This is a genomic window from Rhizobium sp. BK418, assembly GCF_004341105.1.
Lineage (GTDB): Bacteria > Pseudomonadota > Alphaproteobacteria > Rhizobiales > Rhizobiaceae > Rhizobium.
In genome coordinates this window covers 83,041-104,453 of record NZ_SLZK01000011.1, presented here as the reverse complement: position 1 = coordinate 104,453, position 21,413 = coordinate 83,041, and the positions used below count along the sequence as shown (strand labels likewise).

Annotated in this window: 20 protein-coding genes; 10 read left to right on the top strand and 10 right to left on the bottom strand. The window is 60.3% G+C overall.

Annotation, left to right across the window (positions count from 1 at the left end; genetic code table 11):
* Positions 1-166: 166 nt before the first annotated feature.
* Positions 167-400, bottom strand: coding sequence for a hypothetical protein (locus tag EV281_RS29250; protein ID WP_132658233.1), 234 nt, complete (start codon positions 398-400; stop codon positions 167-169).
* Between the two features lie 1,149 nt (positions 401-1,549).
* Here EV281_RS29250 and EV281_RS29245 point away from each other — a divergent pair.
* Positions 1,550-2,050 carry a metallophosphoesterase family protein gene (locus tag EV281_RS29245; protein ID WP_132658231.1) on the top strand — a complete coding sequence of 167 codons (501 nt, stop codon included), beginning with the start codon at positions 1,550-1,552 and terminating at the stop codon, positions 2,048-2,050.
* Positions 2,051-2,153: 103 nt separating this feature from the next.
* On the opposite strand, the gene EV281_RS29240 is transcribed toward EV281_RS29245, so the two are convergent.
* On the bottom strand, positions 2,154-2,561 hold the full coding sequence (locus EV281_RS29240; protein ID WP_132658312.1) for a hypothetical protein: 408 nt from the start codon (positions 2,559-2,561) through the stop codon (positions 2,154-2,156).
* 441 nt (positions 2,562-3,002) lie between these two features.
* Here EV281_RS29240 and EV281_RS29235 point away from each other — a divergent pair, with 441 nt between their 5' ends.
* On the top strand, positions 3,003-3,542 hold the full coding sequence (locus EV281_RS29235) for an MOSC domain-containing protein (RefSeq protein ID WP_132658229.1): 540 nt from the start codon (positions 3,003-3,005) through the stop codon (positions 3,540-3,542).
* 151 nt (positions 3,543-3,693) lie between these two features.
* Here EV281_RS29235 and EV281_RS29230 read toward each other — a convergent pair whose 3' ends face one another.
* The 3 genes from EV281_RS29230 to EV281_RS29220 are packed head-to-tail and all read right to left on the bottom strand — an operon-like array spanning position 3,694 to position 9,135.
* Complete coding sequence (locus EV281_RS29230) at positions 3,694-6,951, bottom strand: error-prone DNA polymerase (protein ID WP_132658227.1); 3,258 nt, start codon at positions 6,949-6,951, stop codon at positions 3,694-3,696.
* Positions 6,948-8,459: a DNA polymerase Y family protein gene (locus EV281_RS29225; RefSeq protein ID WP_132658226.1), complete on the bottom strand. Its 1,512-nt coding sequence runs from the start codon at positions 8,457-8,459 to the stop codon at positions 6,948-6,950. The genes EV281_RS29230 and EV281_RS29225 overlap by 4 nt, the downstream gene beginning before the upstream one ends.
* Entirely contained in the window at positions 8,380-9,135 is a 756-nt protein-coding gene (locus EV281_RS29220) for an ImuA family protein (protein ID WP_132658224.1), read from the bottom strand. The genes EV281_RS29225 and EV281_RS29220 overlap by 80 nt, the downstream gene beginning before the upstream one ends.
* A 196-nt stretch (positions 9,136-9,331) precedes the next feature.
* Between EV281_RS29220 and EV281_RS29215 the strand changes: the two genes are divergently transcribed.
* Positions 9,332-9,619, top strand: a complete 288-nt coding sequence (locus EV281_RS29215) for a hypothetical protein (RefSeq protein ID WP_132658222.1) — start codon at positions 9,332-9,334, stop codon at positions 9,617-9,619.
* A 167-nt stretch (positions 9,620-9,786) separates the two neighbouring features.
* Here EV281_RS29215 and EV281_RS29210 read toward each other — a convergent pair whose 3' ends face one another.
* Positions 9,787-9,963, bottom strand: a complete 177-nt coding sequence (locus EV281_RS29210; RefSeq protein ID WP_132658221.1) for a hypothetical protein — start codon at positions 9,961-9,963, stop codon at positions 9,787-9,789.
* Positions 9,964-10,161: 198 nt separating this feature from the next.
* Here EV281_RS29210 and EV281_RS29205 point away from each other — a divergent pair, with 198 nt between their 5' ends.
* From EV281_RS29205 to ligD (EV281_RS29195), 3 genes are read left to right on the top strand one after another with little or no spacing between them, the layout of a single operon-like run.
* Positions 10,162-11,061 carry a Ku protein gene (locus EV281_RS29205; protein WP_132658219.1) on the top strand — a complete coding sequence of 300 codons (900 nt, stop codon included), beginning with the start codon at positions 10,162-10,164 and terminating at the stop codon, positions 11,059-11,061.
* 15 nt (positions 11,062-11,076) lie between these two features.
* Complete coding sequence (locus tag EV281_RS29200; RefSeq protein WP_132658217.1) at positions 11,077-11,886, top strand: Ku protein; 810 nt, start codon at positions 11,077-11,079, stop codon at positions 11,884-11,886.
* A complete protein-coding gene (gene ligD, locus EV281_RS29195) occupies positions 11,883-12,926 on the top strand; it encodes a non-homologous end-joining DNA ligase (protein WP_132658215.1) in 1,044 nt (347 codons plus the stop codon). The genes EV281_RS29200 and ligD (EV281_RS29195) overlap by 4 nt, the downstream gene beginning before the upstream one ends.
* Before the next feature lie 119 nt (positions 12,927-13,045).
* Here ligD (EV281_RS29195) and ligD (EV281_RS29190) read toward each other — a convergent pair whose 3' ends face one another.
* Positions 13,046-15,682, bottom strand: coding sequence for a DNA ligase D (gene ligD / locus EV281_RS29190; RefSeq protein ID WP_132658213.1), 2,637 nt, complete (start codon positions 15,680-15,682; stop codon positions 13,046-13,048).
* A 2-nt stretch (positions 15,683-15,684) separates the two neighbouring features.
* Complete coding sequence (locus tag EV281_RS29185) at positions 15,685-15,993, bottom strand: hypothetical protein (protein ID WP_132658211.1); 309 nt, start codon at positions 15,991-15,993, stop codon at positions 15,685-15,687.
* 358 nt (positions 15,994-16,351) lie between these two features.
* Here EV281_RS29185 and EV281_RS29180 point away from each other — a divergent pair, with 358 nt between their 5' ends.
* Together EV281_RS29180 and dinB are read left to right on the top strand one after the other, a co-directional pair.
* Positions 16,352-16,609: a hypothetical protein gene (locus EV281_RS29180; RefSeq protein WP_132658310.1), complete on the top strand. Its 258-nt coding sequence runs from the start codon at positions 16,352-16,354 to the stop codon at positions 16,607-16,609.
* A 554-nt stretch (positions 16,610-17,163) separates the two neighbouring features.
* Entirely contained in the window at positions 17,164-18,249 is a 1,086-nt protein-coding gene (gene dinB / locus EV281_RS29175; RefSeq protein WP_132658209.1) for a DNA polymerase IV, read from the top strand.
* Here dinB and EV281_RS29170 read toward each other — a convergent pair.
* Positions 18,246-18,740, bottom strand: coding sequence for an SOS response-associated peptidase (locus EV281_RS29170; RefSeq protein WP_132658309.1), 495 nt, complete (start codon positions 18,738-18,740; stop codon positions 18,246-18,248). The genes dinB and EV281_RS29170 overlap by 4 nt on opposite strands.
* A gap of 178 nt (positions 18,741-18,918) precedes the next feature.
* Here EV281_RS29170 and EV281_RS29165 point away from each other — a divergent pair, with 178 nt between their 5' ends.
* Complete coding sequence (locus tag EV281_RS29165; RefSeq protein WP_132658207.1) at positions 18,919-19,509, top strand: SOS response-associated peptidase; 591 nt, start codon at positions 18,919-18,921, stop codon at positions 19,507-19,509.
* Between the two features lie 159 nt (positions 19,510-19,668).
* The gene (locus tag EV281_RS29160) at positions 19,669-20,259 is read left to right on the top strand and encodes a response regulator (protein ID WP_132658205.1); all 591 of its coding nucleotides are present in this window, start codon (positions 19,669-19,671) and stop codon (positions 20,257-20,259) included.
* A gap of 549 nt (positions 20,260-20,808) precedes the next feature.
* Here EV281_RS29160 and EV281_RS29155 read toward each other — a convergent pair.
* On the bottom strand, positions 20,809-21,405 hold the full coding sequence (locus EV281_RS29155) for a hypothetical protein (RefSeq protein ID WP_132658203.1): 597 nt from the start codon (positions 21,403-21,405) through the stop codon (positions 20,809-20,811).
* Between the last annotated feature and the right edge of the window lie 8 nt (positions 21,406-21,413).

The following is a 21,413-nucleotide window of genomic DNA, read 5'->3' as shown; positions in this document are numbered from 1 at the left end:
CTCGCGCTCAAAAGCAAGGAGAAGACCATATGACGAGTGAAATCTTTGAAGGCGCTATTGCGCGTTCTTGGTGGTCAGAACCGGAAAAAGATCGGCAAGCTACTTCGCAATTTGCAGAACCCTCTGCGCAGAAGCGGTGACAAGCCCGCAAGTTGATCTGGTCGGTTCAGTTCTGAGCTGCTCCGCGCCCCGAGCGAATCCCATCATCGGTTGGACCCGGTGCAGGGTTCGTCTCGACGCCCTCGTGGAGCGCGACCCAAGCGAGGATTGTTCCAACGAAGATGGCCGCCACGAAAACTGCCCAACCGGAGAGGGCTTTTCCGGCTCGCGCCCCGCGCTTTCCCTGCGCCTCGTATTCGGTCGTGGCCTTGGCTGATCCGTACGGGTCCTCGTTCGTCATAGCGCTCTCCTCAGACAGGCATCCGTCACCGCCGCTCCTTCAAAGGCGAGGAAACTTGTCAGCGAATAAAAGGATCCGGTCTGCTACCGTACGGGGTCCATGGGCTCACGACGCCGCAACAGAAATGAAAGCCGCTCCTAAGCACCTCGCCCTTCTCTCGTGATGCCTGTTTTTGCGGAGACCCTCACAATACGGTCGCTGCGAGTTTGTGGATATTTTTCGGGTCGTCGCCGCTTGACCTAATCACGAGCGCTCGCATATCGGCGACGCCAATTCTTCCGGTTTGGGGTTCGTACAGGAGCCGGATGTCAGCTCACCAACTGATGACCCACATATTTCCTCTTCCCGAACCATAAAAATGCCTCCGACTGGGGGAGACCGTGCCGGAGGCATTCTTCACAACGCGACGCAGCGATCGAGAGGGGCGATCTCGCCTTGCGGGAGGTCAAGGCGCCGCGTCGATCAACGAACCTCGAAACATCTGCTTTGGTTCCAGCTCAACCTGAAAAGAAATTCTGGGAAGCCAAGGCGGTCGGTTCTTGCGACGTCGCTTATCCGCCCCCTTCAAGCGGGATGCTTGACGTCGAGTAGATTTAGATAACGGCGTCAACGTGCGCAGCGGTCGCCCTCGCATTCCCCGCGCTCGCACCGGCCATCTCGCCTGCCGATCATGTGCTCAGGACAGCAACCCTTCGCCGATAGCGTCAGTCGGTACGTTTTCGGACAAAGCCTGCAGGCTAACGGCGAATCGTGTTCAAAAGCGTCTGGGAGTTCCGTCCCACGCAAGCGAGCCTGGACCTGCCGCAATGCGGCCAGGTCCAGGTATCCATACCGACATTCGGCGGTTGAGCGACACGCTGCGCTTTCCCAGGCAGGGTCGCGGATTGCCGAGCTCCGGTCTCGAGGCCGGCCGACAATTGTCCGGCTAGCTGCGGCGGTCGCCAAGCCCGCATCACGATCGGTACCACGAGGTCACTTTGTCCTTCCCGCATTTTTGGGCGCAAGGCTCTTCAATCTTGGCGCACCTGGCGATCCGATCGGGGCGGAATTTCCGCCCCGCCTCTGCGGGCGTCTGAAGTCGCAATGTCGAGCCGACTTCGATGACCGCCAAGTCGTGGACGTTCGAGCGTGAAGCACCAGATATGTCAGATGAACTATTATACGAGCGATACACATTTCGGCGATTTGCGCGTCCTGCGCCTCGACAAGCGCCCGTTTTCCAGAATGATCGACCATGACGACGCCCTGATCCGAATTTGGAACGAGACGGTTGGCCCCGAGGATGAGGTCTGGCATCTCGGAGACTTCATGTCGGCAAAAGCGGCCGACTGCGGGGCGTTGCTCTCCCGGCTGAACGGCCGGAAGCACTTGATCATCGGCAACAACGACACGCGCACGACGACTGACTCACCGGGATGGGAGAGCGTGCAGTACTATGCGGAACTGCGCCAGGACGGACACCATCTCATCCTATGCCATTACGCGTTCCGGACCTGGAACCAGATGAGCAAGAAGTCCATCAACCTGCACGGACATTCGCACGGCCGACTAAAGCCCCTCCCCCGCCAGTTCGACGTCGGCGTCGACGCGCGCGGCCTGCGGCCCGTCACGCTCGAGCGTCTGCTGACGCCTTACGGCCCAGCGGCCTGAGGCGGGATTGTCAATCAGAAGGCTTGTACGGATTGTCGGCTCCAACATCTGATTGGCGGGCCTGAAGATGAAGCCGACGAGACAACCGTGACCGAAAATTCGATCAGAAGCGGTCACGCAGCCTGGCGTACAGATCGCGAAGGTCGTCGAGCGCCCGGTCGTACCGCGAACGCGACGGCGCAGCCTTTTGGCCAGCGAACGCAAACGCACACACGCCAACGATTGCGGCGACGGTGACCAGTGTCGAGACTGGGTACAGTTTGACCGCCGCCTCGGTCTGCCGCGCCGCCTGGCGTGCCCCACCCTTCACTGCGCCGGCGGCCTCGGCAATCTGCTGGCGAAGCGTGTTCAGCTCCTTGCGCAGCGCGCTGATTTCCTTTGAAGCGTCAAGTTCCGATTGCAGCGGAATACCGATTGATGCGGTGTTCGTGTCAACGATGCCGAGCGGGACGGGCTCGCCGATCTTTGCGCCTTCATCGACCAGAATGGGCTGCTCCTTTTTCGTAGGCATCGATTGCTCCTTCTCGACAGCGAGGCCGGACTTGGTTGAAACTGCCCGGATATGTCTCGGCAGCGCCATTTGTTCCATCGCCGGAAAAGACATCCGTAAGACCCTGCAACAGTAGGGCGGACATATCGGAGGCACTTTATGATGAGGCGCTCAATGGCAGTGTCCACATGTTCAGAAAGTACGTGGGCCCCACGTCCCGACGATATCGGCGGCTCTGCACGCCCAAGCGCCGAACCGTCGAGGCTGGTTTCCTCGACACCTGAACTGCAACAGCAGGATTAAACATTGCGGGTATCAATTCGGAAACGAACGGCATAAGACCATGTCCTCGACGGCTGGCGGATCATCGAGTTAGAGGCGGTCGGGACGAGGCCGATCGCCGCTTGCTAGATCGCGGTCGTCGGTGTCTGTTGAGAGCGTTCACCGGATCGGATTTCTGACATGGGCAAGGTCATCGCCGTCGCAGCGGATTCAAGGCATAGGTTTTCGAAGACAAGAGTTGAGGCGATCCGCGTGATTGCCGGTCTCGGCGTCGAAGGCGACGCGCATCTCGGCAAGACCGTCCAGCATCTGTCTCGCGTGCGTACCGACCCGACACAGCCGAACCTCCGACAGGTCCACCTCATCCACGCCGAGTTGTTCGAGGAGCTGGCGTCCAAAGGCTTTCGGGTTTGGCCAGCCGATCTCGGGGAAAACGTGACGACGAGTGGTGTCGACCTTCTTGCTCTTCCTCGTGGTACCATTTTGAAACTTGGTCCGGATGTCGAGCTTGAGGTGACAGGACTTCGCAATCCTTGCGCCCAGATCGACCGCTTTCAGCCGGGCTTGTTGAAGGCCGTCCTGGACAGGGGGCCGAACGGCGCGCTCATCCGCAAGGCAGGCATCATGACGATCGTTTTGAAGGGCGGTATCGTGAAAGCAGGTGACGTCATCGAGCAGAGACTACCCGCGCCGCCTTTCCTGCCATTGGAACGGGTCTGAAAGGCTCGCACCGGCTTTGCCTGGTGATCGGAGGCTACCGGACCATGTTCGCTGAACGGTGCGGCGACAAACGGCGGGCAATTCTCACCGACTTCCGGATGCGCAAGGGAGTTTCAAGGCTGCTGCAATGACCGCTCTGGGGTTTTCCGGCCTAGTGAAAGTTTCTCGACTTCACCTTGAGCGTATCGATGTGCAGATCGGGAATATAGATATTCCTCGCCTGCATTGCCGGCTTCGGATTATCCCGCGTGTCTGGCCCGCCACCATGCTTGACCTGGTCACCCCGTCCATGCGGCAATTGGAACTCACGTTCCCCCGCTCCTATTCCCGCGAGATTTGAAGACAGGTCGAACAGCCTCTGGGCGACAAGGTGAACGACCTCGCCTTCCCGTTGGATCTTGCCGTTGATCGCCATCATGCTTGCGCCCATCAGTATCCGCCGCTGACGCTCGAACAACGATGGCCACACGACTGCGTTGACGATGCCGGTCTCGTCTTCAAGCGTTAGGAACATGACGCCCTTGGCCGATCCTGGGCGCTGCCTGACGAGAACAAGTCCGGCCGTCATCAGCCATCTGCCGTCCCGCTGGCTCATCGCCTCCGAACAGGTCACGATGTCCTTCTTCGCCAGTTCACGGCGCAAAAAACTGACCGGATGCTGCCTCAGCGACAAACCCGTATGCGTGTAGTCCTCGACGACCTCTCGGCCATATGTCATAGATTTCAAGGTCACTTGCGGTTCCTGCATCTCCGGGATCGTCCTTAATTCGCGCTCGGCCGCCGCTGCCCATAGTTCCAGCGGCTCATCGCGCAGCGCCCTGATATCCCATTGCGCCTGCCGGCGCTCGAGCTTCAACGACGGCAGGAACGCATCGGCTTCGGCCAGCTTCTCAAGAGCTGCGACCGGGACATCAGACCTGCGCCACATGTCATCGACCGACACGAATGGCTGGTCGGCGCGGGCTATGACGATCCTGGCGGCATCATTCGTCGCCAGCCCTTTGACCATCCGCATCCCTAATCGGACGGCAAAGCGGTCGGTGCCCTCGATCGGCTCCATCGTGCAGTCCCAGCGGGACCGGTTGACGCAGACGGGCCGGATTTCAACACCGTGTTTTCGGGCATCTTGCACGATCTGGGCGGGTGCGTAGAAGCCCATCGGCTGGCTGTTGAGCAGCGCCGTGCAGAAGGCATCCGGATGATGGCATTTCACCCAGCAGGACGCGTAAGCGATCAACGCAAAGCTGGCGGCATGGCTTTCTGGGAAACCGTAGGAGCCGAATCCTTCGAGCTGGCCGAACGTCTCCTCTGCGAAGTCCGGTGTATAGCCGTTGTTGATCATTCCGGTGATCAGCTTGTCTTTGAACTTCGAGACCCCGCCCGTGAATTTGAACGTCGCCATCGATTTCCGCAGCTGGTCGGCTTCGCCAGCGGTAAAGCCGGCGCACACCATGGCGACCTTCATGGCGCTTTCCTGAAAAAGGGGAACGCCGAGGGTCTTCTTCAGCACCGCCTCGAGCTCTGGCGTTGGGTAGACCACCTCTTCCTTGCCCTCGCGTCGGCGCAGATACGGGTGAACCATATCGCCCTGGATCGGGCCGGGGCGGACGATCGCCACCTGGATTACCAGATCATAGAAGGTTCTGGGTTTCAGGCGAGGCAGCATCGCCATCTGGGCTCTGGATTCCACCTGAAACGTCCCGAGCGTGTCGGCTTTGCGGATCATCGCATAGGTCTGCGCCTCTTCCTGTGGGACGTCGGCAAGCCCCATCGGTAGCGCCTTGTGTTCGGCAAGGAGCTCGAAGGCTCTGGACATGCAGCTCAGCATGCCAAGCCCGAGAACGTCCATTTTCATGAATTTCAACGCCTCGAGATCGTCCTTATCCCATTCGACGACTTGTCGATCGTCCATGGCAGCCGGCTCGATCGGCACCAGGTCATCCAAGCGATCCTGGGTCAGTACGAAACCGCCAGGATGTTGTCCGAGGTGGCGCGGAGCCCCCATCAGCTGCGAGGACAGTTCGAGGGCGAGACGCAAGCGATAGTCGGCTGCGTTGAGATTGTTCTCCTTGAGCTGCCGCTCGCCCACGCCTTCCGACCAGCCCCAGACGCCCGAGGACAGTTGTTCGATAAGGTCTTGCGGCAAGCCCAACGCCTTGCCCACGTCCTTCAGAGCCCCTTTGGTGCGATAGCGGGTGACCGTGCAGACCAGCGCCGCCCGGGAACGACCGTAGGTCTCATAAATCCACTGGATCACCTCCTCGCGGCGATTGTGCTCGAAATCGACGTCGATATCGGGCGGCTCGTCGCGTTCGCGTGATACGAAGCGTTCGAACAACAGGTCGGACGTCTCGGGATTGATCGATGTGATGCCCAGGCAATAGCAGACGGCCGAATTCGCGGCCGAGCCGCGTCCTTGGCACAGAATTCCCTGCGAACGCGCATATCTGACAATATTGAAAACGGTCAGGAAATATGGGGCGTATTTCATCTCCCGGATCAGGTCCAGCTCGTGAAGGATTGCCTTCCTGACCTTTCGCGGAACGCCTTCCGGATAGCGCTCGGCCGCCCCTTCCCACGCAAACTTCACCAGCGATTGCTGCGCATCGAGGCCCGGCACAATGGCTTCCTCGGGATATTGGTATTGCAATTGGCCGAGATCGAAACGACAGCGATCGACGATCTCACGCGTGCGCGCCAAGGCCTCGGGATAGTCAAAAAAAAGCCGATGCATTTCCTCCGGCGCCTTTAGGAACCTGTCGGCATGCCGTTCGCGGTCGAAGCCGACGTCGTCGATAGTCGTGCCGTGTCGGATGCAGGTGACGACATCCTGCAACTGCCGCCGTCCGGGCTCATGAAACAGGACGTCGTTGGTGACGACGGTCTTCACCTGATGACGTGCTGCCATGTTCGACAGATTGTGCAATCTCAAGCGATCGTTCGGCCGGCGGCGAAGGCAAAGGGAGACGTAGGCGCGATCGCCAAAGATTGTGGCAAGCTTACGAAGCTGACCCGCATAGCTGTCGTCTGCCTCATCGGGCACCAGGATAGCCAGAAGCCCTTCATTGTAGACTTCGACGTCGGTGATATCGAGGATGCACTTGCCCTTGCCGCCGCGACTTTTGCCGAGCGAGAGCAATCGGGTCAGTCGGGAATAGGCCGGGCGGTCCGTCGGGTAGACCAGAAGCGACATTCCCTCCCTGAGGTCGAGACGGCATCCGACGACGAGCCGAACGCCCGTCGTTTTGGCTGCCTCCCAAGCGCGGACGATACCCGCGAGACTGTTGCGGTCGACGATGCCGATCGCGTCGATGCCGTATGCAGCAGCGGTCGCGAACAGCTCCTCGGGCGAACTTGCGCCCCTGAGAAAGCTGAAATGCGTCGTCACCTGGAGTTCGGCGTATGTCATGCGAAGACCCCATGGAGAAACCATTTGTGCGAGCCCGTGGTCACATCGACGCCGTCACCGGCGCGGAAGACCCAGTATCGCTCGCCCGTTTCGTCTTCCACGACGAAGTAGTCGCGGACGGCCCGCATCTCCAACGGCGTGGTCCACCATTCGCCGAATATCCGCTCGGGTCCATCGGCCCGCTTCACACGGCGACGCTTACCCCTCCAGGTGAAAACTGCCGGCGGCTGGTCCGGCAGGACCGCGATAACCTCGATCTCCTCCGGATATGGCAGGAGACGTGATGGTCTCGGCCATTTGGCGGCCCACGCCGCCCCCGTTTCCTCAACGGTTGGCCCGATGCGGGCGACGGAGCGTTCGGGAACGTCGGAGGCGACGGGAGTGACCCGATAGAGGCACTGGCCGCGATTGCCGAGAATATCGACCAGCGGCGTGACGTCGACGACCGGCTCGTCGATGAGGGACGAGGCGATCTGCTTTTCTTCGAGGGGTTCTGCCATGATCGCGACGAGGACCATCCGCTCGATGCCGTAGCCCGGATCGATCTTCTCGATGCGGTCGCAGAGCAGTCTGGAGAGACGGTCAGGATCACGGACCGGCTTGGCAAGTCCGGCGCGGAGACATTGCCGGGTGTTATCGACGCGATGGATGACCAGATCGGAGCGCCTGACACCTAGACCACGCGCTTCCAGCTTCGTCGTCAGTTGGTTCACGAGGCGGCGGACGTATTTTGCAATGGTTTGCGCAGCCCCGATCGGTTCCTGAAAATTGCGCGACACCTCGACCAACTCGGGCGTGCGCAACGGCTCGATCGGTTCGGCGACTCTGCCGAACAACTGGTCGAGCCGCCTTCCCGGCTCCGGGCCGAAGCGCAGTGCCAGCGGAGCCCGCGGCAGAGCCGAGAGTTCGCCCACAGTTTCGATACCCATTGCCCTTAATCCGCTGACCTGTTCTGGCGAAAGCCGCAGGCAGTGGATCGGCAATGCGACCACCGCTTCGGCAATACCGCCTACAGGAACGACCGTTGTCTCGGCCGATGTCAGGCGGGCGAGTGCATGGGCCGCACCCCATGTATCTGCGACGGCTACCCTTGCGGTGAGGCCCCGCGCGCGGAGCATGTTCACCAGCCCGGACATCAGGCGTTCCTCGCCACCCTGGAGATGGTCAGCCCCTTCCGTGTCCATGACGATTCCGTCGGTTCCGTCCACCGAGACCACTGGGCTGTATTGTCGAAGCGCCCACAGTGCCAGGCGCTCGATCACAGCAGCGTCTGCGATCGGATCGGCCTCCACGACGGCGAGGTTGGAGACCATCGCCTGCGCCTTGCTCGCCGGCATGCCGATATGGAGACCGAGCTTTCGGGCGTTTCTATCTGCAGCCGAAATCCAGCGTTTCGATCCGCTTTTCGAGATCACCACCAGAGGCTGGTCAGCCGGAACGGCGTCGCCATGACGTCTGATCCGATCTGTCGGCAGAAACGGGAAGTAAACAGATACGACCCTTGGCATCACAGGCTCCTATTTCGAACTCAGCACACTCGCCTGCTTTCACGCGCATCAATTCGGCCAGCCATCTGGCGCGGCCTACTCCGGAGACGGGTAACGGCTCGGAGGGCAGAACGCTGATACGCCATCTCGTGGTGGATGCCGTCGGCTGACCGTAGTCAGAGGCCTCGGACTGTCTTCGCCACCTCCTGAGGGCGATCGCCATCGTGCCGGTCTTCTCGGCGGCCAGATGCAGGCGGCGCGACGCGGTCATCGGCAATCGCACCAGTTCTCCGATCACGGCGCCGAGCCCCCCGAACGCCAGGCCTTCTTCCATCGATGCCAGAACGCCCTCCTCGCGATCGCTTTCGCAGAAGATGACCCGATCAGGGTGCAGGCCGGCCTGCGAGACCGCCGGAAAAAATAGGTCGGGCCTCGTCAGACACCAAAGCACTTTGCCCTTCGTGCGCGCCGCTATTCCGGCCACCATCAAAGCGGCGGCCGCGCCATCCACCGTGCCGGCCCCGCCACCCGCGAACTCGTGCAGGGCACCGCAGACCAGCCCGCCCCGAGGCAGGGCCTGGTCGATCTCCGGGACGCCGAACGGTAGGACAGGCTGCTCGCGTCCTTCGTCTCGTTCGAGATGTCGAATCCGCTCCCTCAGCTCGGAAATGACAGGATTTGCGCTCGCCTGAGCCATGGCCGCTCATCATCAGATTCAGGTTTCCTAATTGCGCAAAAGCGCATATGTTCCTTATTTGTTCCTGTTGTGAATGTGAGTCAACGCGCATCTAGCGGGTGGATATTCCTATTCAGCGACAACCCACACCAGATTGGCCGCCAAAAGTCCTTTCAAATCAAACAAGAGAAGCCTACAGATCCACAGCACGCAGAAAATGTCATCCATAAGAAAAAATAGCCAGGTTCTGACGCTGCGCGAATTCCGCAGCCCGACCATTGCCGTCGAATGCCCCGCATGCGATCGCCGCGCCGAACTCGACCGCCAGGCGTTGGTCAAGCAATACGGAGCGAGCCTCAGCTTCGTGCAGCTTCGAAGACGCATCTCGATGGGTTGTCCGAGAATGGTTGCCCGAGACGGGATCGACCGGTGCCAGACGCGGTTTCCAGGTCTGATCGCCGCAGGAATGTCACTGGGGACAGCCGACATGGACGACATCGAATAACATTGTCGCTTCCGGAACGTGCTGCGGGACGCGGCGCAATGGAAAACAAAAGAGGCCCTAGCGTCGTTTCTTCTCTCTTACCCGCAGCAGTTCCGCCGGCAGCATTCATCGATGAAAGCAGGAAGGCGATCGACGCCCTCCGGCCTGTGGTAGCCAGCCTGCCGAGGTCAGCGCTTGCGGTCGCCCTTGTCGCCCTGCCCGGATTTGGCCTCGTGTTCTGCGGCATGACGTGCATCTGCCGAGAGCGACCTTGAGACGTCGACGCTCTCCTTGAACCTGCCGTTGTGGTCGCGTCGAACGTAGCGTTTATCGCTTCCCGTATCGATCAGTTCACGCTTGCTCATAGAGGGACTCCTTTCAGGTTGTCTCCTTCGAAAACGCGCGCAGCGGAAAAAAGATGCATTGGAATCATCGCTTTAAAGGGGACTCGCAACGCGCGCATTGGCGCCCGGTTAAGTCATTGAAAAATGATTCGTTTTGGCTCGGAACAATTGGATGCCGATTCGCTTGAATCGCTTGAGTTGCGTCAGGAGTGTCAGGCAATGGCAGGGCCAAGAGCGAGTTGGAAAGGCTATATCAAGTTCGGAGAGGTCTCCTGTCCGGTAGCGCTCTACACGGCTGCATCCTCATCCGAACGCATCGCCTTCAACACCCTCAATCGAAAAACGGGCAATCGGGTCAAGCGGGAATTTGTCGACGGCGAGACCGGAGATCCGGTGGAGCGCGAGGACCAGGTCAAAGGCTATGAGGTCGAAAACGGCCAATATATCGTTCTCGAGCCAGAGGAGGTCGCAGCCGCGGTGCCTGAAAGTGACAAGACCCTGAGGATCGAAGCTTTCATTCCCTGCTCGCAGATCGACACGACCTACTTCGACAAGCCCTACTATCTGGCGCCCGACAAGATGGGCGAGGATGCTTTCATTCTCCTGCGGGATGGCATGAAACAGGAACATGTGGCCGGTATCGCCCGCACCGTGCTCTTTCGCCGGATGCGCACCGTTCTCATCCGGCCGCATGGCAAGGGGCTGATCGCCTCGACCCTGAACTTCGACTACGAGGTCCGTTCGTCGGAAAAGGCATTCGAAGACATGCCGGACCTCAAAATCGAAGGAGAGATGCTCGAGCTTGCCGAACATATCATAGGCACGAAGAAGGGCAGCTTCGACGCCAGTGCGTTCGACGATCGCTATGAGGCGGCCGTTGCCGAGCTGGTAAAAGCCAAGATCGAGGGCCGCGCACTGCCGAAGAAGAAGGCACCGGTTGCGTCCAAGCCCAGCGATCTCTTGCAGGCCCTGCGCGAGAGTGCCGGGATCGCAGCGGAGGGCGCCAAGCCGAAGCGTACCGCCGCCAATGCCAACCGCGGCGCCGGCCGCTCAAAAGCTGCAAAACGCGCTGTAAAATCCAAGCAGACAGCGGCAACGCCGGCCCGTCGCGCCGGCTGATCGGAGGACGCCGCCATGGCTCTACGTCCCTACTGGCGAGGCTATCTCAAACTCTCCCTCGTTACCTGCCCGGTGCAGATGATGCCGGCCACGTCGGAGAGTGACAAAGTCCGTTTCCATACGCTCAACCGTCAGACCCAGAACCGCGTCGTCAGCCATTACGTCGATTCCGTGACAGGCAAGGACGTCACGGAAGAGGACGAGGTCAAGGGCTACCAGCGCGGAGAGAACGAATACGTCATTCTCGAAGACGAGGAGCTCGAGAATGTCGCGCTGGAAAGCACGAAGACAATCGATATTTCCACCTTCACCGCGCGCGACAGCATCGACTGGATCTGGCTGGACGCGCCCTATTATCTCTCGCCGAACGATCCGGTCGGTCAGGAAGCGTTTTCGGTCATTAGAGATGCCATGGAGGCGCAGGACATGGTCGGAATATCCAGGCTCGTCATCTCGCGGCGCGAACGCGCCGTCATGCTCGAGCCACGCGGCAAGGGCATCGTCTTGTGGACGCTGCGCTACGGAGACGAGGTCCGCGACGAGGACGCCTATTTCGAGGCTATCGGCGACGAAAAGGCGGAGCCGGAGCTGATGCCGCTTATTCAACAGCTGATCACAAAACAGACGAAGGACTGGACCCCGAAAATGGTTGCCGATCCCGTCCAAGAGCGGCTGCTCGACATCATTGCCGCCAAGAAGAAGACATTGAAAAAGCCTGCCAAAACAAAAGCGAAACCTCAGCCGTCGTCACCAGCCAACAACGTCGTCAATATTATGGATGCGCTGAAGAAATCGGTTGCGGCCGAGAAGCGGGCGGGCAGATGAGCCGCCGCGTCAAACCGCTTCTCCAGGACGACCAGGTTCTCAAGTCGAAGCCGGCCCGTTCCCGCGACCCGACGCAACCCAATCTTCCCTTCGATCCTATGCCGGAGCGAATTGAGCCTTGCCTGGCGCTCTTGAAGAAAATCCCGCCGCGAGGTCCGGATTGGGCCTTCGAGATGAAATGGGATGGCTACCGGCTCGCCGTCCACATCGAACCAAAGGGCGTGCGGATCATTACCCGCGGGGGGCACGACTGGACGCATCGGTTCCCGGTGATCGCCGAGGAAGCCAAGAAGCTCGGCGTCGCAACGGCGATCCTGGACGGCGAGGCGGTCGTTCTCGACAAGGAGGGCCGTTCGAATTTTGGCGCACTACAGCGTTCGCTCGGCGGTCGGGGCGGAAAGCGCGCCTCCATGGAATCAGTGTTCTTCGCCTTTGATCTTCTTTATTTCGATGGTCACGATCTGACGAAAACGGAGCTCTCCGTCCGACGGCACCTGCTTGAGGACTTTCTGGACGGGGCCACCGGCGCCATCCAGCTTTCGGAGGAAGTGCCCGGCGATGGCGCCGAGCTTCTGGCGAATGCCTGCTCAATGGGGCTCGAGGGCATCATCGCCAAGCACCGGGAGCGGCCTTATCGCTCCGGCCGCACCGGTGACTGGCTGAAGATCAAATGTGTCCAGAGCGAGAGCTTCATGGTCGTCGGCTATGAGCAATCAAAAGTGGCGCGCGGTGGCATCGGCAGTCTGCTTCTGGCCGCCCGCAACGGCGATGAATGGATCTATGTCGGCTCGGTCGGCACGGGGTTCGATGCCAAGAATGCCGAGGAGCTGCGCACGCTGCTCGACAAACTGAGAACCAGTCGACCGGCAGTCGCGCTCAAGGGCAAGAACCTCGTCTTTGCCGAGCCGACGTTGATCGCCGAAATCGAGTTCCGCGGCTGGACCGATGACGGTAACTTACGTCATGCATCCTATAAGGGATTGCGCGAGGTACAGGACAACGCCGCCGTCTTCGATCTCAACGAGAAGCCGGCCGCCTGACTAAAAGGCCTGACATAAAAGGCAGATCGGTCGCCGCTCCCTCGGTCGGCTGCCGTGGTTTGGATGTCTCTTCTGTTGCTTCGTCCATCAGACATCGCCTGCAAGCTGCCCTTGCCAGATCATGCGGCGCGTCGTCCTTTGGCCAAGCGCTTGATCGCCTGCTCCAGCGGCCGCTCGCCGTCACAATAGTCCTGCCAGGCGGATGTTTTAGCAAGAAGCGCCGGCACGCTACGTAAGGTGAACTGTTTCGGGTCGAGGTTGGATTTCACCTGCGTCCAGGTGAGCGGCATCGATATGGTGGCGCCCGGACGCGCGCGCGGCGAGAGTGGTGCGACGGCTGTCGCCATGCGATCATTGCGCAGATAATCGAGGAAGATCCTGCCGCCTCGAAGGCTCTTGGTCATCTTGATCAGATAGAGGTCGGGGTTGTCGCGCGCCATCTCCTGACAGACGTCGTGTGCAAAGCCCTTGGCTTCGGCCCAGGACAATGGTTTTCGTTTGCTGACGGCGAGCGGGGTCACAACATGCAATCCCTTGCCGCCAGTGGTCTTGCAGAAGCTGACCAGACCGAGCTCGTCGAGCCGATCGCGCATTTCGCGGGCCGCCGCCACCACGGTCGAAAACGGAACATCAGGTCCGGGATCGAGGTCGAACACGAGCCTGCCGGGCACTTCCGGCTTGCCGGGCTCGCAATTCCAAGGATGTAGTTCGATCCCGCCGATCTGGGCGATGGCTGCGAGTCCTTCGATCCGATCGATCTGCAAGTAAGGCTTCTTATCCCCGAAGACCTTCACCAATTCCAGAAGGTTGGAGGTGCCAAGCATTGCGTGGCGTTGAAAAAACTGCTCTCCGCCGATACCGTCCGGCGCCCGAATGATCGAACACGGCCGGCCCCTGATATGCTCGATCAGCCAGGCGCCGACCGCTTCATGATAGCGGGCTAGGTCTTCCTTGGTGACGGGCTCGCCGTCGCCGGCGTCCGGCCAGAGCTGCTTATCGGGATTGGAAATCAGAACGCCCATGACTTCGGCCTTAGCGCCCTTGCGGCGGGCAGACTTGCTCTTGACCGTGCGGGCAGGTCCGGCCGTATCGGTCTGAGCAGGCGATGCAGGTTTTTCGGCCTCGACCTCTTTCGCCGGCTTATCCTCGCGCAGGCCCTTGAAGGCAGCCTGTCGCACGAGGCCGTCTGCCGTCCAGCCTTCGAATTCGATTTCAGCGACCAGCTCCGGTTTCACCCAGACCACTTCAGCCTGCTTCTTCGGCGCCCCGATACCGGTGAAGGGCGATTTTCCCGTCTCAAGCGCCTCCAGTTTCGCAAGCAGAGTCTCGACCTTCCTGGCGCCGTAGCCGGTCCCGACGCGACCGACATAGACGAAGTGATCGCCACGATGGACGCCGACCAGCAGAGACCGAAACTTGCCATTGGTCTTGGCGTAACCGCCGATCACCACTTCATGGCCGGCCCTGCATTTTGACTTTGCCCAGGTGTCGGTGCGGCCGGATTGATAGGGTGCATCCATTTGCTTGGAGACCACGCCCTCGAGATGCAGCTTGCAGGCTGAACGAAGCACGGCATCGCCGCCGGATTCGAAATGTTCGACATAGCGGATGCGCGGATCGCCGTCCGCGGCGTCGATAAGGTTTTGGAGCCGTTCCTTGCGCTCGATAAGGCGCATCGGCCGCAAGTCCTCGCCGCCGTCGAAAAGCAAGTCGAACGCGAAATAGACGAGATCGGCGGTCTTGCCTTCAGATAGAGCAGCTTGAAGCGCGGCAAAATCGGGTGCGCCGTTTTCGTCGAGCGCGCAGATCTCGCCGTCGATGATGCAGTCGGGAAGATCGGCGGCCGCAGCGGCAATTTCGGGATATTTTCCGGTCCAGTCGAGGCCCTTGCGCGTCTTCAGCGTCGCCGCTCCATCGGCGACCCGCATCTGGATACGGTAACCGTCGAACTTGATCTCGTGCAGCCAATCGTCGCCGGCGGGCGGCCGATCAAGCCTTTCGCATAGTTGCGGATCGATGAAATCCGGCAGATCGGCAGCGGTGGACGTCGCGACATCCTTGCGCGGTCGCTTCTTGCGCTCGGCCGCCGCCAGGCCGTGCGTGCTGTCCCAGACGGCGTCGGCCTCGACATCCGCGTTCGCCATCATGAACGGGCTTGGCTTGCGGCCCTTGCCGTTGGCGATTTGGTCCATGGTGCGGCCGGAGGCGACAGAGGTCGCGTTCTCCTCCAAGACTGCGGCGCCGTTTTCGTCGACGGAATAATCGTCGTGATGCTTGATCAGCAGCCAGTTCGTCCGCTTGCCGCCGTCCCGATCGCCGTGCATCCTGACCAGGACGAAACTGCCATGCAGCCGCTTGCCCTCGAGCGTGAACTTGAAATCGCCTTTCCTCAAAGCCTCCTGCGGCGACTTCCTGCCTTCCGGCTCCCAATAGCCGCGATCCCAGAGCATGACCGTACCGCCGCCATACTGGCCCTTGGGGATCGTGCCCTCGAAGTCACCGTAGTCGAGTGGGTGATCCTCGACCTCGACGGCGAGCCGCTTGTCATGCGGATCGAGTGATGGTCCTTTGGTCACCGCCCAGGATTTGAACACGCCGTCGAGCTCAAGCCTCAGGTCGTAGTGAAGCCGCGTCGCATCGTGCTTCTGGATCACGAACCGCCGGCGGTTCGAGGGCCTGACCTGCGTTTCACCGCTCGGTTCGCTGGTCTTTTGAAAATCGCGTTTGGCGCGGTATTTCGACAGATTATCGGCCATGCTCAGCGGCTCGATACCCGCAGGGCGCCGGCCTCCTCAAGACAACGCTCGACAGCGCCGACCTGGCTGCGTTTGACGTCCGCCGAAACCTCGATCTCGCCTTTGAGCGGCGCATCGCGACGTGCGCCCTCCTCATGCGAGGCGTCGCCCCCCGAGGGCACCAAGCCGGCGGAATTGCGGCCGGCGGCGGGCTCGATGAAGATGTCAGGGCGCGAGATGCCATACTGCTGAACCAGATGCTCGACCGCAATATCGGTCGCTTCCCGTGTTTCGAACGTGGCTCGGATTGTCGTCGTGCTGTCGTCGCCCATTGGCTCTCTCCTGATAACGTTCTCTAAAGCATCACAACGCGTCTGGCGGCTGGTGGTTTCGCTTCTCAGAGCTCGATACCCACGGAAATTGCTGAACTTCCGCCTTGGCAGGTGTCGCAGCGACCGGAGGTTGGTGACGTACCCTCAAACTGCGTGCGCGTGCGGTCCCGCTCGGGAACTTTCATCATCAGGCGAAGTTCATGGAACTGTCGGTTGAAGAGCAAATCCTCGCCATTTGGCGATGGTACCCGCACCGGCCTTACCCGGCAGTTCGTTGAAGGAGAAGATGCGTTTGATCACCACAACAGTCTGTCATTAATCAAGGATCTCGGCGGTGAAGCATTCAACAACAAGTGCGATGATCCTCCTTGTCGCTACATTGGTCATCGGCTGCAGCACGCCAGAGGCCACAGCGCGACCGGGTCCCACTCCTTTACCGGGGAGCCTGACTTACGGCGGAAAAGTCGTCCATTCTCGTTACAAGCCTGGGACGATCGTCAAAAACACCTTTCTCGGGCAGTTCGGGTACCGTGTCTTCGAACGGTATGTGGTTCAGCCTGACGGGACCTTGCGGCTGACCTATCAGACAACCGGGCCGGATTTTCTCTGGGACTAAGCTATGCTGCGTCATGAGGCCCGCCTCCTGATGCTGGCCGCTATAGGATTGTCCCCAGATGACCCAAGCCCCTCCGCGGCACGGGCGCTGGCGCGCTATCGCCGCCAGCCTGCCGGGTAGACCAGTACCAACGCATCTAGCTGTTGGATATTATCCTCGGCTCGCGGCCGATCTACCGGACCCGACCGGACCGAGTGGTGCCGACCTTGTTCCTCAGTCTGCAAGCGAGCAAGGCGCGACCTTGCGTTTTGGCTTTGCGCAACCGCCGATCCCATTCGAGGGCGTCGTGCGCGGCTTCGTTCGCTTTCTCCAACCGATCTTTAGTTTAGCGGTGACAACGCGATAGACTACCGAATGCTGGCCCCGCCGTCATCAGTTCCTCGTCAGCATCGTCCCTGGCCATGTTCTCGCGCGACGACGTCTTCGGCGGCTCATGGTCGCTCCTCAGTCACGCGCTTATTAAAGCGTTGATATCGCCCCGAACCCTGCTATGTTCTCTCTTTGTTTCAACGTGATTTTTTTGCAGCCGATCCATCGCAATCCGTGAAGTTGGAATGCAGAACGTAAGCTCCTTTCCCGTCCGGAAAATCGTCCATGTTGACATGGATGCATTTTACGCATCGGTCGAGCAACGCGATAATCCGGAGCTGCGCGGCAAGCCGATCGCCGTCGGCGGATCGGCTGCACGCGGCGTGGTGGCGGCGGCAAGCTACGAGGCTCGCGCCTTCGGCGTTCACTCGGCCATGCCGTCGGTGACCGCCAAGCGCAAATGTCCCGAGCTGATCTTCGTGCCGCCGCGCTTCGACGTCTACAAGACAGTGTCGCAGCAGATCCGAGATATCTTTGCCGAATATACGCCGCTTATCGAGCCGCTCTCGCTCGACGAGGCCTATCTCGATGTCACGCAAAATCTCAAAGGCATGGCAGTCGCCACCGAGATAGCGTCGGAAATTCGGGCCAAGATCAAACAGGTGACCGGGCTCAACGCGTCGGCCGGTATTTCCTACAACAAGTTCCTCGCCAAGATGGCAAGCGACCTCAACAAGCCGAACGGCCAGGCTGTCATCACACCGAGAGACGGGCCGGTCTTCGTCGAAGCCCTCCCCGTCAAGAAGTTTCATGGCGTGGGTCCGGCGACGGCCGAAAAGATGCGCCGGCTCGGGATTAATACCGGCGCTGATCTTAAGGAGAAGACGCTCGAATTCCTTGTCCAGAATTTCGGCAAGTCCGGACCCTATTTCTTTGGCATCGCCCGCGGCATTGACGAGCGCCAGGTCAAGCCGGACCGGGTGCGCAAATCGGTAGGCGCCGAAGATACGTTCTCCGAGGACCTTCATGCCTATGAGCTGGCCCGCCAAGGGCTCCAGCCACTGATCGAAAAGGTCTGGGGTTACTGCGAGGCCAACCGGATCGGTGCTAAGACGGTGACGCTCAAGGTCAAATATGCCGACTTCAACCAGATCACCCGCAGCAAGACGGTTTCCGCACCTCTGTCGGTGATCGGCGACCTCGACGAAATCGTCGATCTGCTGCTCGCACCAATCTTCCCGCCGCGCAAGGGCATCCGCCTGCTCGGCGTCACCTTGTCCTCGCTGGAACGCGCTGCGGAGGCGGAGCCACAATTGCGACTGGCGCTCTAGCTTGCCAGCGCCGGCTGATCGGACGCGCGTGAAGTATCTTTGACACGGAACGTCCCCTCAGGTAGCGGGCGCAGGATTTCGTCCTCCGGCACCCTTCCATCGAGCCATGCCATCCTTTGATCCCGTCTGAGCACCGCCATCTGGCGGTCTTGGTAAGGCGCGAGATCAGGATTTGCCTCGATCGTCAGGATCGCAAAGCCCTCAGGCCAATCTTCTGCAGCAGGCCGCCAGATCCCCGCGAAATAGAACCAGTCGCCATCGGCGAGCGAAAAACTGAAGTTCTTGTGACGAAACTCGGACGCTGGCACCAGGCAGCGATGGGTCGGGAACCGTCGGCCTTCGGATCGGACGACACTGACGGCGCGGGCACGGCCATCGCGGGCTCGTAGCCCCCACGGCAGTTCCACCATCTCCACATCGCTGCCGTTGCGCCTGACGACGATCCGGCGCTTGTCGAGAGGGGCATCGGACTGAAAAACGGTCGCATTCATATCCAAGAACATACCAGGAACGCAATCAGCGGACAAGATCGAGCTCTTGCTTGGGCCTTCCGTCTGCCGAGGGTGGAGGCCGAAGATCTCCTTGTTGCGCTGGCGAGCGCGCGATCCGACCATATATTGCACCTGCAGCGGCTCGCCGTTACCGATCGATGCCTCGAAGGGAGGAACCATGTGCAATGATTACCGATTGATGGTCGATACCGCGTCGATCGCAAAGGACTTCGCCGATCTCAAGATCAGGATCCGGTTCGATGAAGGCATACCGAACCTCCAGGCGCGCGAGGATATCAAGATCACAGACTTCGGCCCTATCATCCGCACGATCGGCGGAGCCCGCGATGAGACAGAGCTCGTGCAGCGACGCTGGAGTTGGCCGGGGCCGAACAAGCGGCCGGTCTATAATTTCCGCTCTGAGGGACGGGAGTTCACGTCCAATCGCTGCCTGATCGTCGCCGATGGCTTCTACGAGTTCACGGATCCGAAAGACCCAAAAAAGAAGCGCAAGGACAAGTGGCTGTTCACGAAGAAGGGCGAGCCGATCTTCTGCATCGCCGGCATCTGGCGCGATACGCCGGATGTGGGTCAGGCTTTCACGATGCTGACGATGGAGCCGGGACCGGACATCCTGCCCTACCACGATCGCCAGATCGTCATCCTCGAGCGTGACGCATGGGCAGAGTGGCTCGATCCGACTGTGTCGGCGACCTCTTTGATCAAGCCGCTTCAACCGGGGACGTTATCGGTGGAGCAGGTCGGCTAGGTTGCGGGCGCCTGCACCACGGCCCCAGGTGCGATCTTTCGCGGAAAACGATAGTTTGTACGGTAAGAGTCCAAAGCCACGTTCTTGACGAAGCGAGCTTGATTCGCGGCTGTCAAGCTGAAAACATGCCCTTGCGTTCCAAAACGAGACGAGGTCGCCATGACAGTTGCTTTGGCTCACGGCATTTTTTCTCACTATGACGTGCAGGTGATGCGGCAGGTCTTCACGAAGATCAGCTCGGAACCATGGTTCTCGCCCGGCGCGGGTAACAGGGCCGCACTTGCGAGCTGCGTCATGAAAATGTATCGGCGCGGCCTGGTATGCCCGGAGCGTCTGGAAGCGCTTTGTCGCCTCGTTGCGCACAAGAAGTTCTCGCTCCAATCGGCTCTCGGAGGTTATCGGTTCCTGCTTGCGGAAGATGATTACCACGTCGCGGCGGATGCCAGACAGCGGTTGAATTCGCTCGGAGCGGAAGTTCTGTCCGTTTCCTCTGTTTCCGCGGCACTCGACATCGCCGAACACGAACACGGCCTCGATGGCGCATTGCTTGATGTCAATCTGTCAGGTGAAATGGTCTATTCGGTCGCGGCAGTCTTGAAGATGCGACACATCCCCTTCGCCTTCGTCACCGGATCCGACGACAGGCTCCTCCCGCCATTCTACCGCAACGATAAAATCTTCATGAAACCCACCGACTGGGCCATCGCTGCAAAGCATGTCGTAGGTCGCCCGCGGCTTCTGGCAACGTGAAAAGACAGAACGCAAACTTCCTGTGCAGCCGGAATAGTGCCCGAGAGCGTGGGTCGAGCCAGCGCACTTCGAGCCCCTGCACCACTCGCGCCAATACTGCCACCGGCGGTGGTGAGCATTCCTCCGCGCCGATGACGTCACAGTCCCGCTGCCGCCGGAGCCGAGTGTAAGACTTTTCGCCGCGTCGCTGCTCGCGACCTGCGCTGTCCCGCGTTCAATCTGATCATTGCATCAGCTACAGGCTTTGATTGACAGCTATACCCATCTGACACGGACCCGCCGCATCCTATTAGGATCGCCAACCATAGGCCCCCTTGATGCAAGTCCAGACGAGGCGGTCCCAAACAGGGGCGAGCAACCCTGTGCCGGCGCACGCGTAAAGAACGGTGGAGAAGATGTCGGCGAGGAAGACGAACATCAACCGACGCCGAGGAGCTGTTCAAGATCCAACTTTCCCCTCCCGCTGGGGATCTGCGAAGCCGTTCGAAGGTGATCGCCTCCGACGCTTCAGTGGCTCGCTCGCGCCGGCTTGCCCAGGCGCTCCTGCGATCAATGCTCCATACCGTCACCGGCACCGGCCTGCCTCGTGGCAGGCCTGCTTTTGTTGTCCGAAGTCGCCCGCAAATCCTCGAGCTGTCTGCGGGCGGCGCCGCGCGATGCTTCCACCCCGTTCGGGAAACCGCTGCGGTCAGCGTAGTCCCGTCGCTGACCTTTGTAGCGGGCATGGCGGATCGTGCTCGTCCCTCTTGCCGCGATGTCGAGAAGCGTGATGCCGGCAACCATGATCAACGCCAGTGCTGCATTGCCCCGCTTGTCATTGTCGGGTCGCATGGCCGCTGCCAAGGTGGCAATATCGAGCCCGTCACCGGCGATCCGGCTGGTAAGCCCCACCTGTTTGTCGACCGACAACGTAAGGAACCCCGATGTTATCTCCCGCAACCCGAAAGCGAGGACCAGATTTTCGTGGCCGCGCAGGCCGAGCGCACGGGTGATCTTCCTGGCTGCAAATATTTCGACGATCCCCAATCCAATGCTGAACCAACCAAGATCGCGCGCCAGCCGATCGGAGGAGCTGAGCGAACTTGGCCCCGACTTGATGACTTTGGGGTCGCCTTCTGAACGGGTGATGCTGCTGAGAAATGCCATGTCGGAAC

Excerpts from the sequence above, each read along its gene's own strand:
- EV281_RS29250 (WP_132658233.1), bottom strand. The coding sequence starts at position 400 with ATGACGAACGAGGACCCGTACGGATCAGCCAAGGCCACGACCGAATAC.
- EV281_RS29245 (WP_132658231.1), top strand. The coding sequence starts at position 1,550 with ATGAACTATTATACGAGCGATACACATTTCGGCGATTTGCGCGTCCTG.
- EV281_RS29240 (WP_132658312.1), bottom strand. The coding sequence starts at position 2,561 with ATGCCTACGAAAAAGGAGCAGCCCATTCTGGTCGATGAAGGCGCAAAG.
- EV281_RS29235 (WP_132658229.1), top strand. The coding sequence starts at position 3,003 with ATGGGCAAGGTCATCGCCGTCGCAGCGGATTCAAGGCATAGGTTTTCG.
- EV281_RS29230 (WP_132658227.1), bottom strand. The coding sequence starts at position 6,951 with ATGACATACGCCGAACTCCAGGTGACGACGCATTTCAGCTTTCTCAGG.
- EV281_RS29225 (WP_132658226.1), bottom strand. The coding sequence starts at position 8,459 with ATGCCAAGGGTCGTATCTGTTTACTTCCCGTTTCTGCCGACAGATCGG.
- EV281_RS29220 (WP_132658224.1), bottom strand. The coding sequence starts at position 9,135 with ATGGCTCAGGCGAGCGCAAATCCTGTCATTTCCGAGCTGAGGGAGCGG.
- EV281_RS29215 (WP_132658222.1), top strand. The coding sequence starts at position 9,332 with ATGTCATCCATAAGAAAAAATAGCCAGGTTCTGACGCTGCGCGAATTC.
- EV281_RS29210 (WP_132658221.1), bottom strand. The coding sequence starts at position 9,963 with ATGAGCAAGCGTGAACTGATCGATACGGGAAGCGATAAACGCTACGTT.
- EV281_RS29205 (WP_132658219.1), top strand. The coding sequence starts at position 10,162 with ATGGCAGGGCCAAGAGCGAGTTGGAAAGGCTATATCAAGTTCGGAGAG.
- EV281_RS29200 (WP_132658217.1), top strand. The coding sequence starts at position 11,077 with ATGGCTCTACGTCCCTACTGGCGAGGCTATCTCAAACTCTCCCTCGTT.
- ligD (WP_132658215.1), top strand. The coding sequence starts at position 11,883 with ATGAGCCGCCGCGTCAAACCGCTTCTCCAGGACGACCAGGTTCTCAAG.
- ligD (WP_132658213.1), bottom strand. The coding sequence starts at position 15,682 with ATGGCCGATAATCTGTCGAAATACCGCGCCAAACGCGATTTTCAAAAG.
- EV281_RS29185 (WP_132658211.1), bottom strand. The coding sequence starts at position 15,993 with ATGGGCGACGACAGCACGACGACAATCCGAGCCACGTTCGAAACACGG.
- EV281_RS29180 (WP_132658310.1), top strand. The coding sequence starts at position 16,352 with ATGATCCTCCTTGTCGCTACATTGGTCATCGGCTGCAGCACGCCAGAG.
- dinB (WP_132658209.1), top strand. The coding sequence starts at position 17,164 with ATGCAGAACGTAAGCTCCTTTCCCGTCCGGAAAATCGTCCATGTTGAC.
- EV281_RS29170 (WP_132658309.1), bottom strand. The coding sequence starts at position 18,740 with ATGAATGCGACCGTTTTTCAGTCCGATGCCCCTCTCGACAAGCGCCGG.
- EV281_RS29165 (WP_132658207.1), top strand. The coding sequence starts at position 18,919 with ATGTGCAATGATTACCGATTGATGGTCGATACCGCGTCGATCGCAAAG.
- EV281_RS29160 (WP_132658205.1), top strand. The coding sequence starts at position 19,669 with ATGACAGTTGCTTTGGCTCACGGCATTTTTTCTCACTATGACGTGCAG.
- EV281_RS29155 (WP_132658203.1), bottom strand. The coding sequence starts at position 21,405 with ATGGCATTTCTCAGCAGCATCACCCGTTCAGAAGGCGACCCCAAAGTC.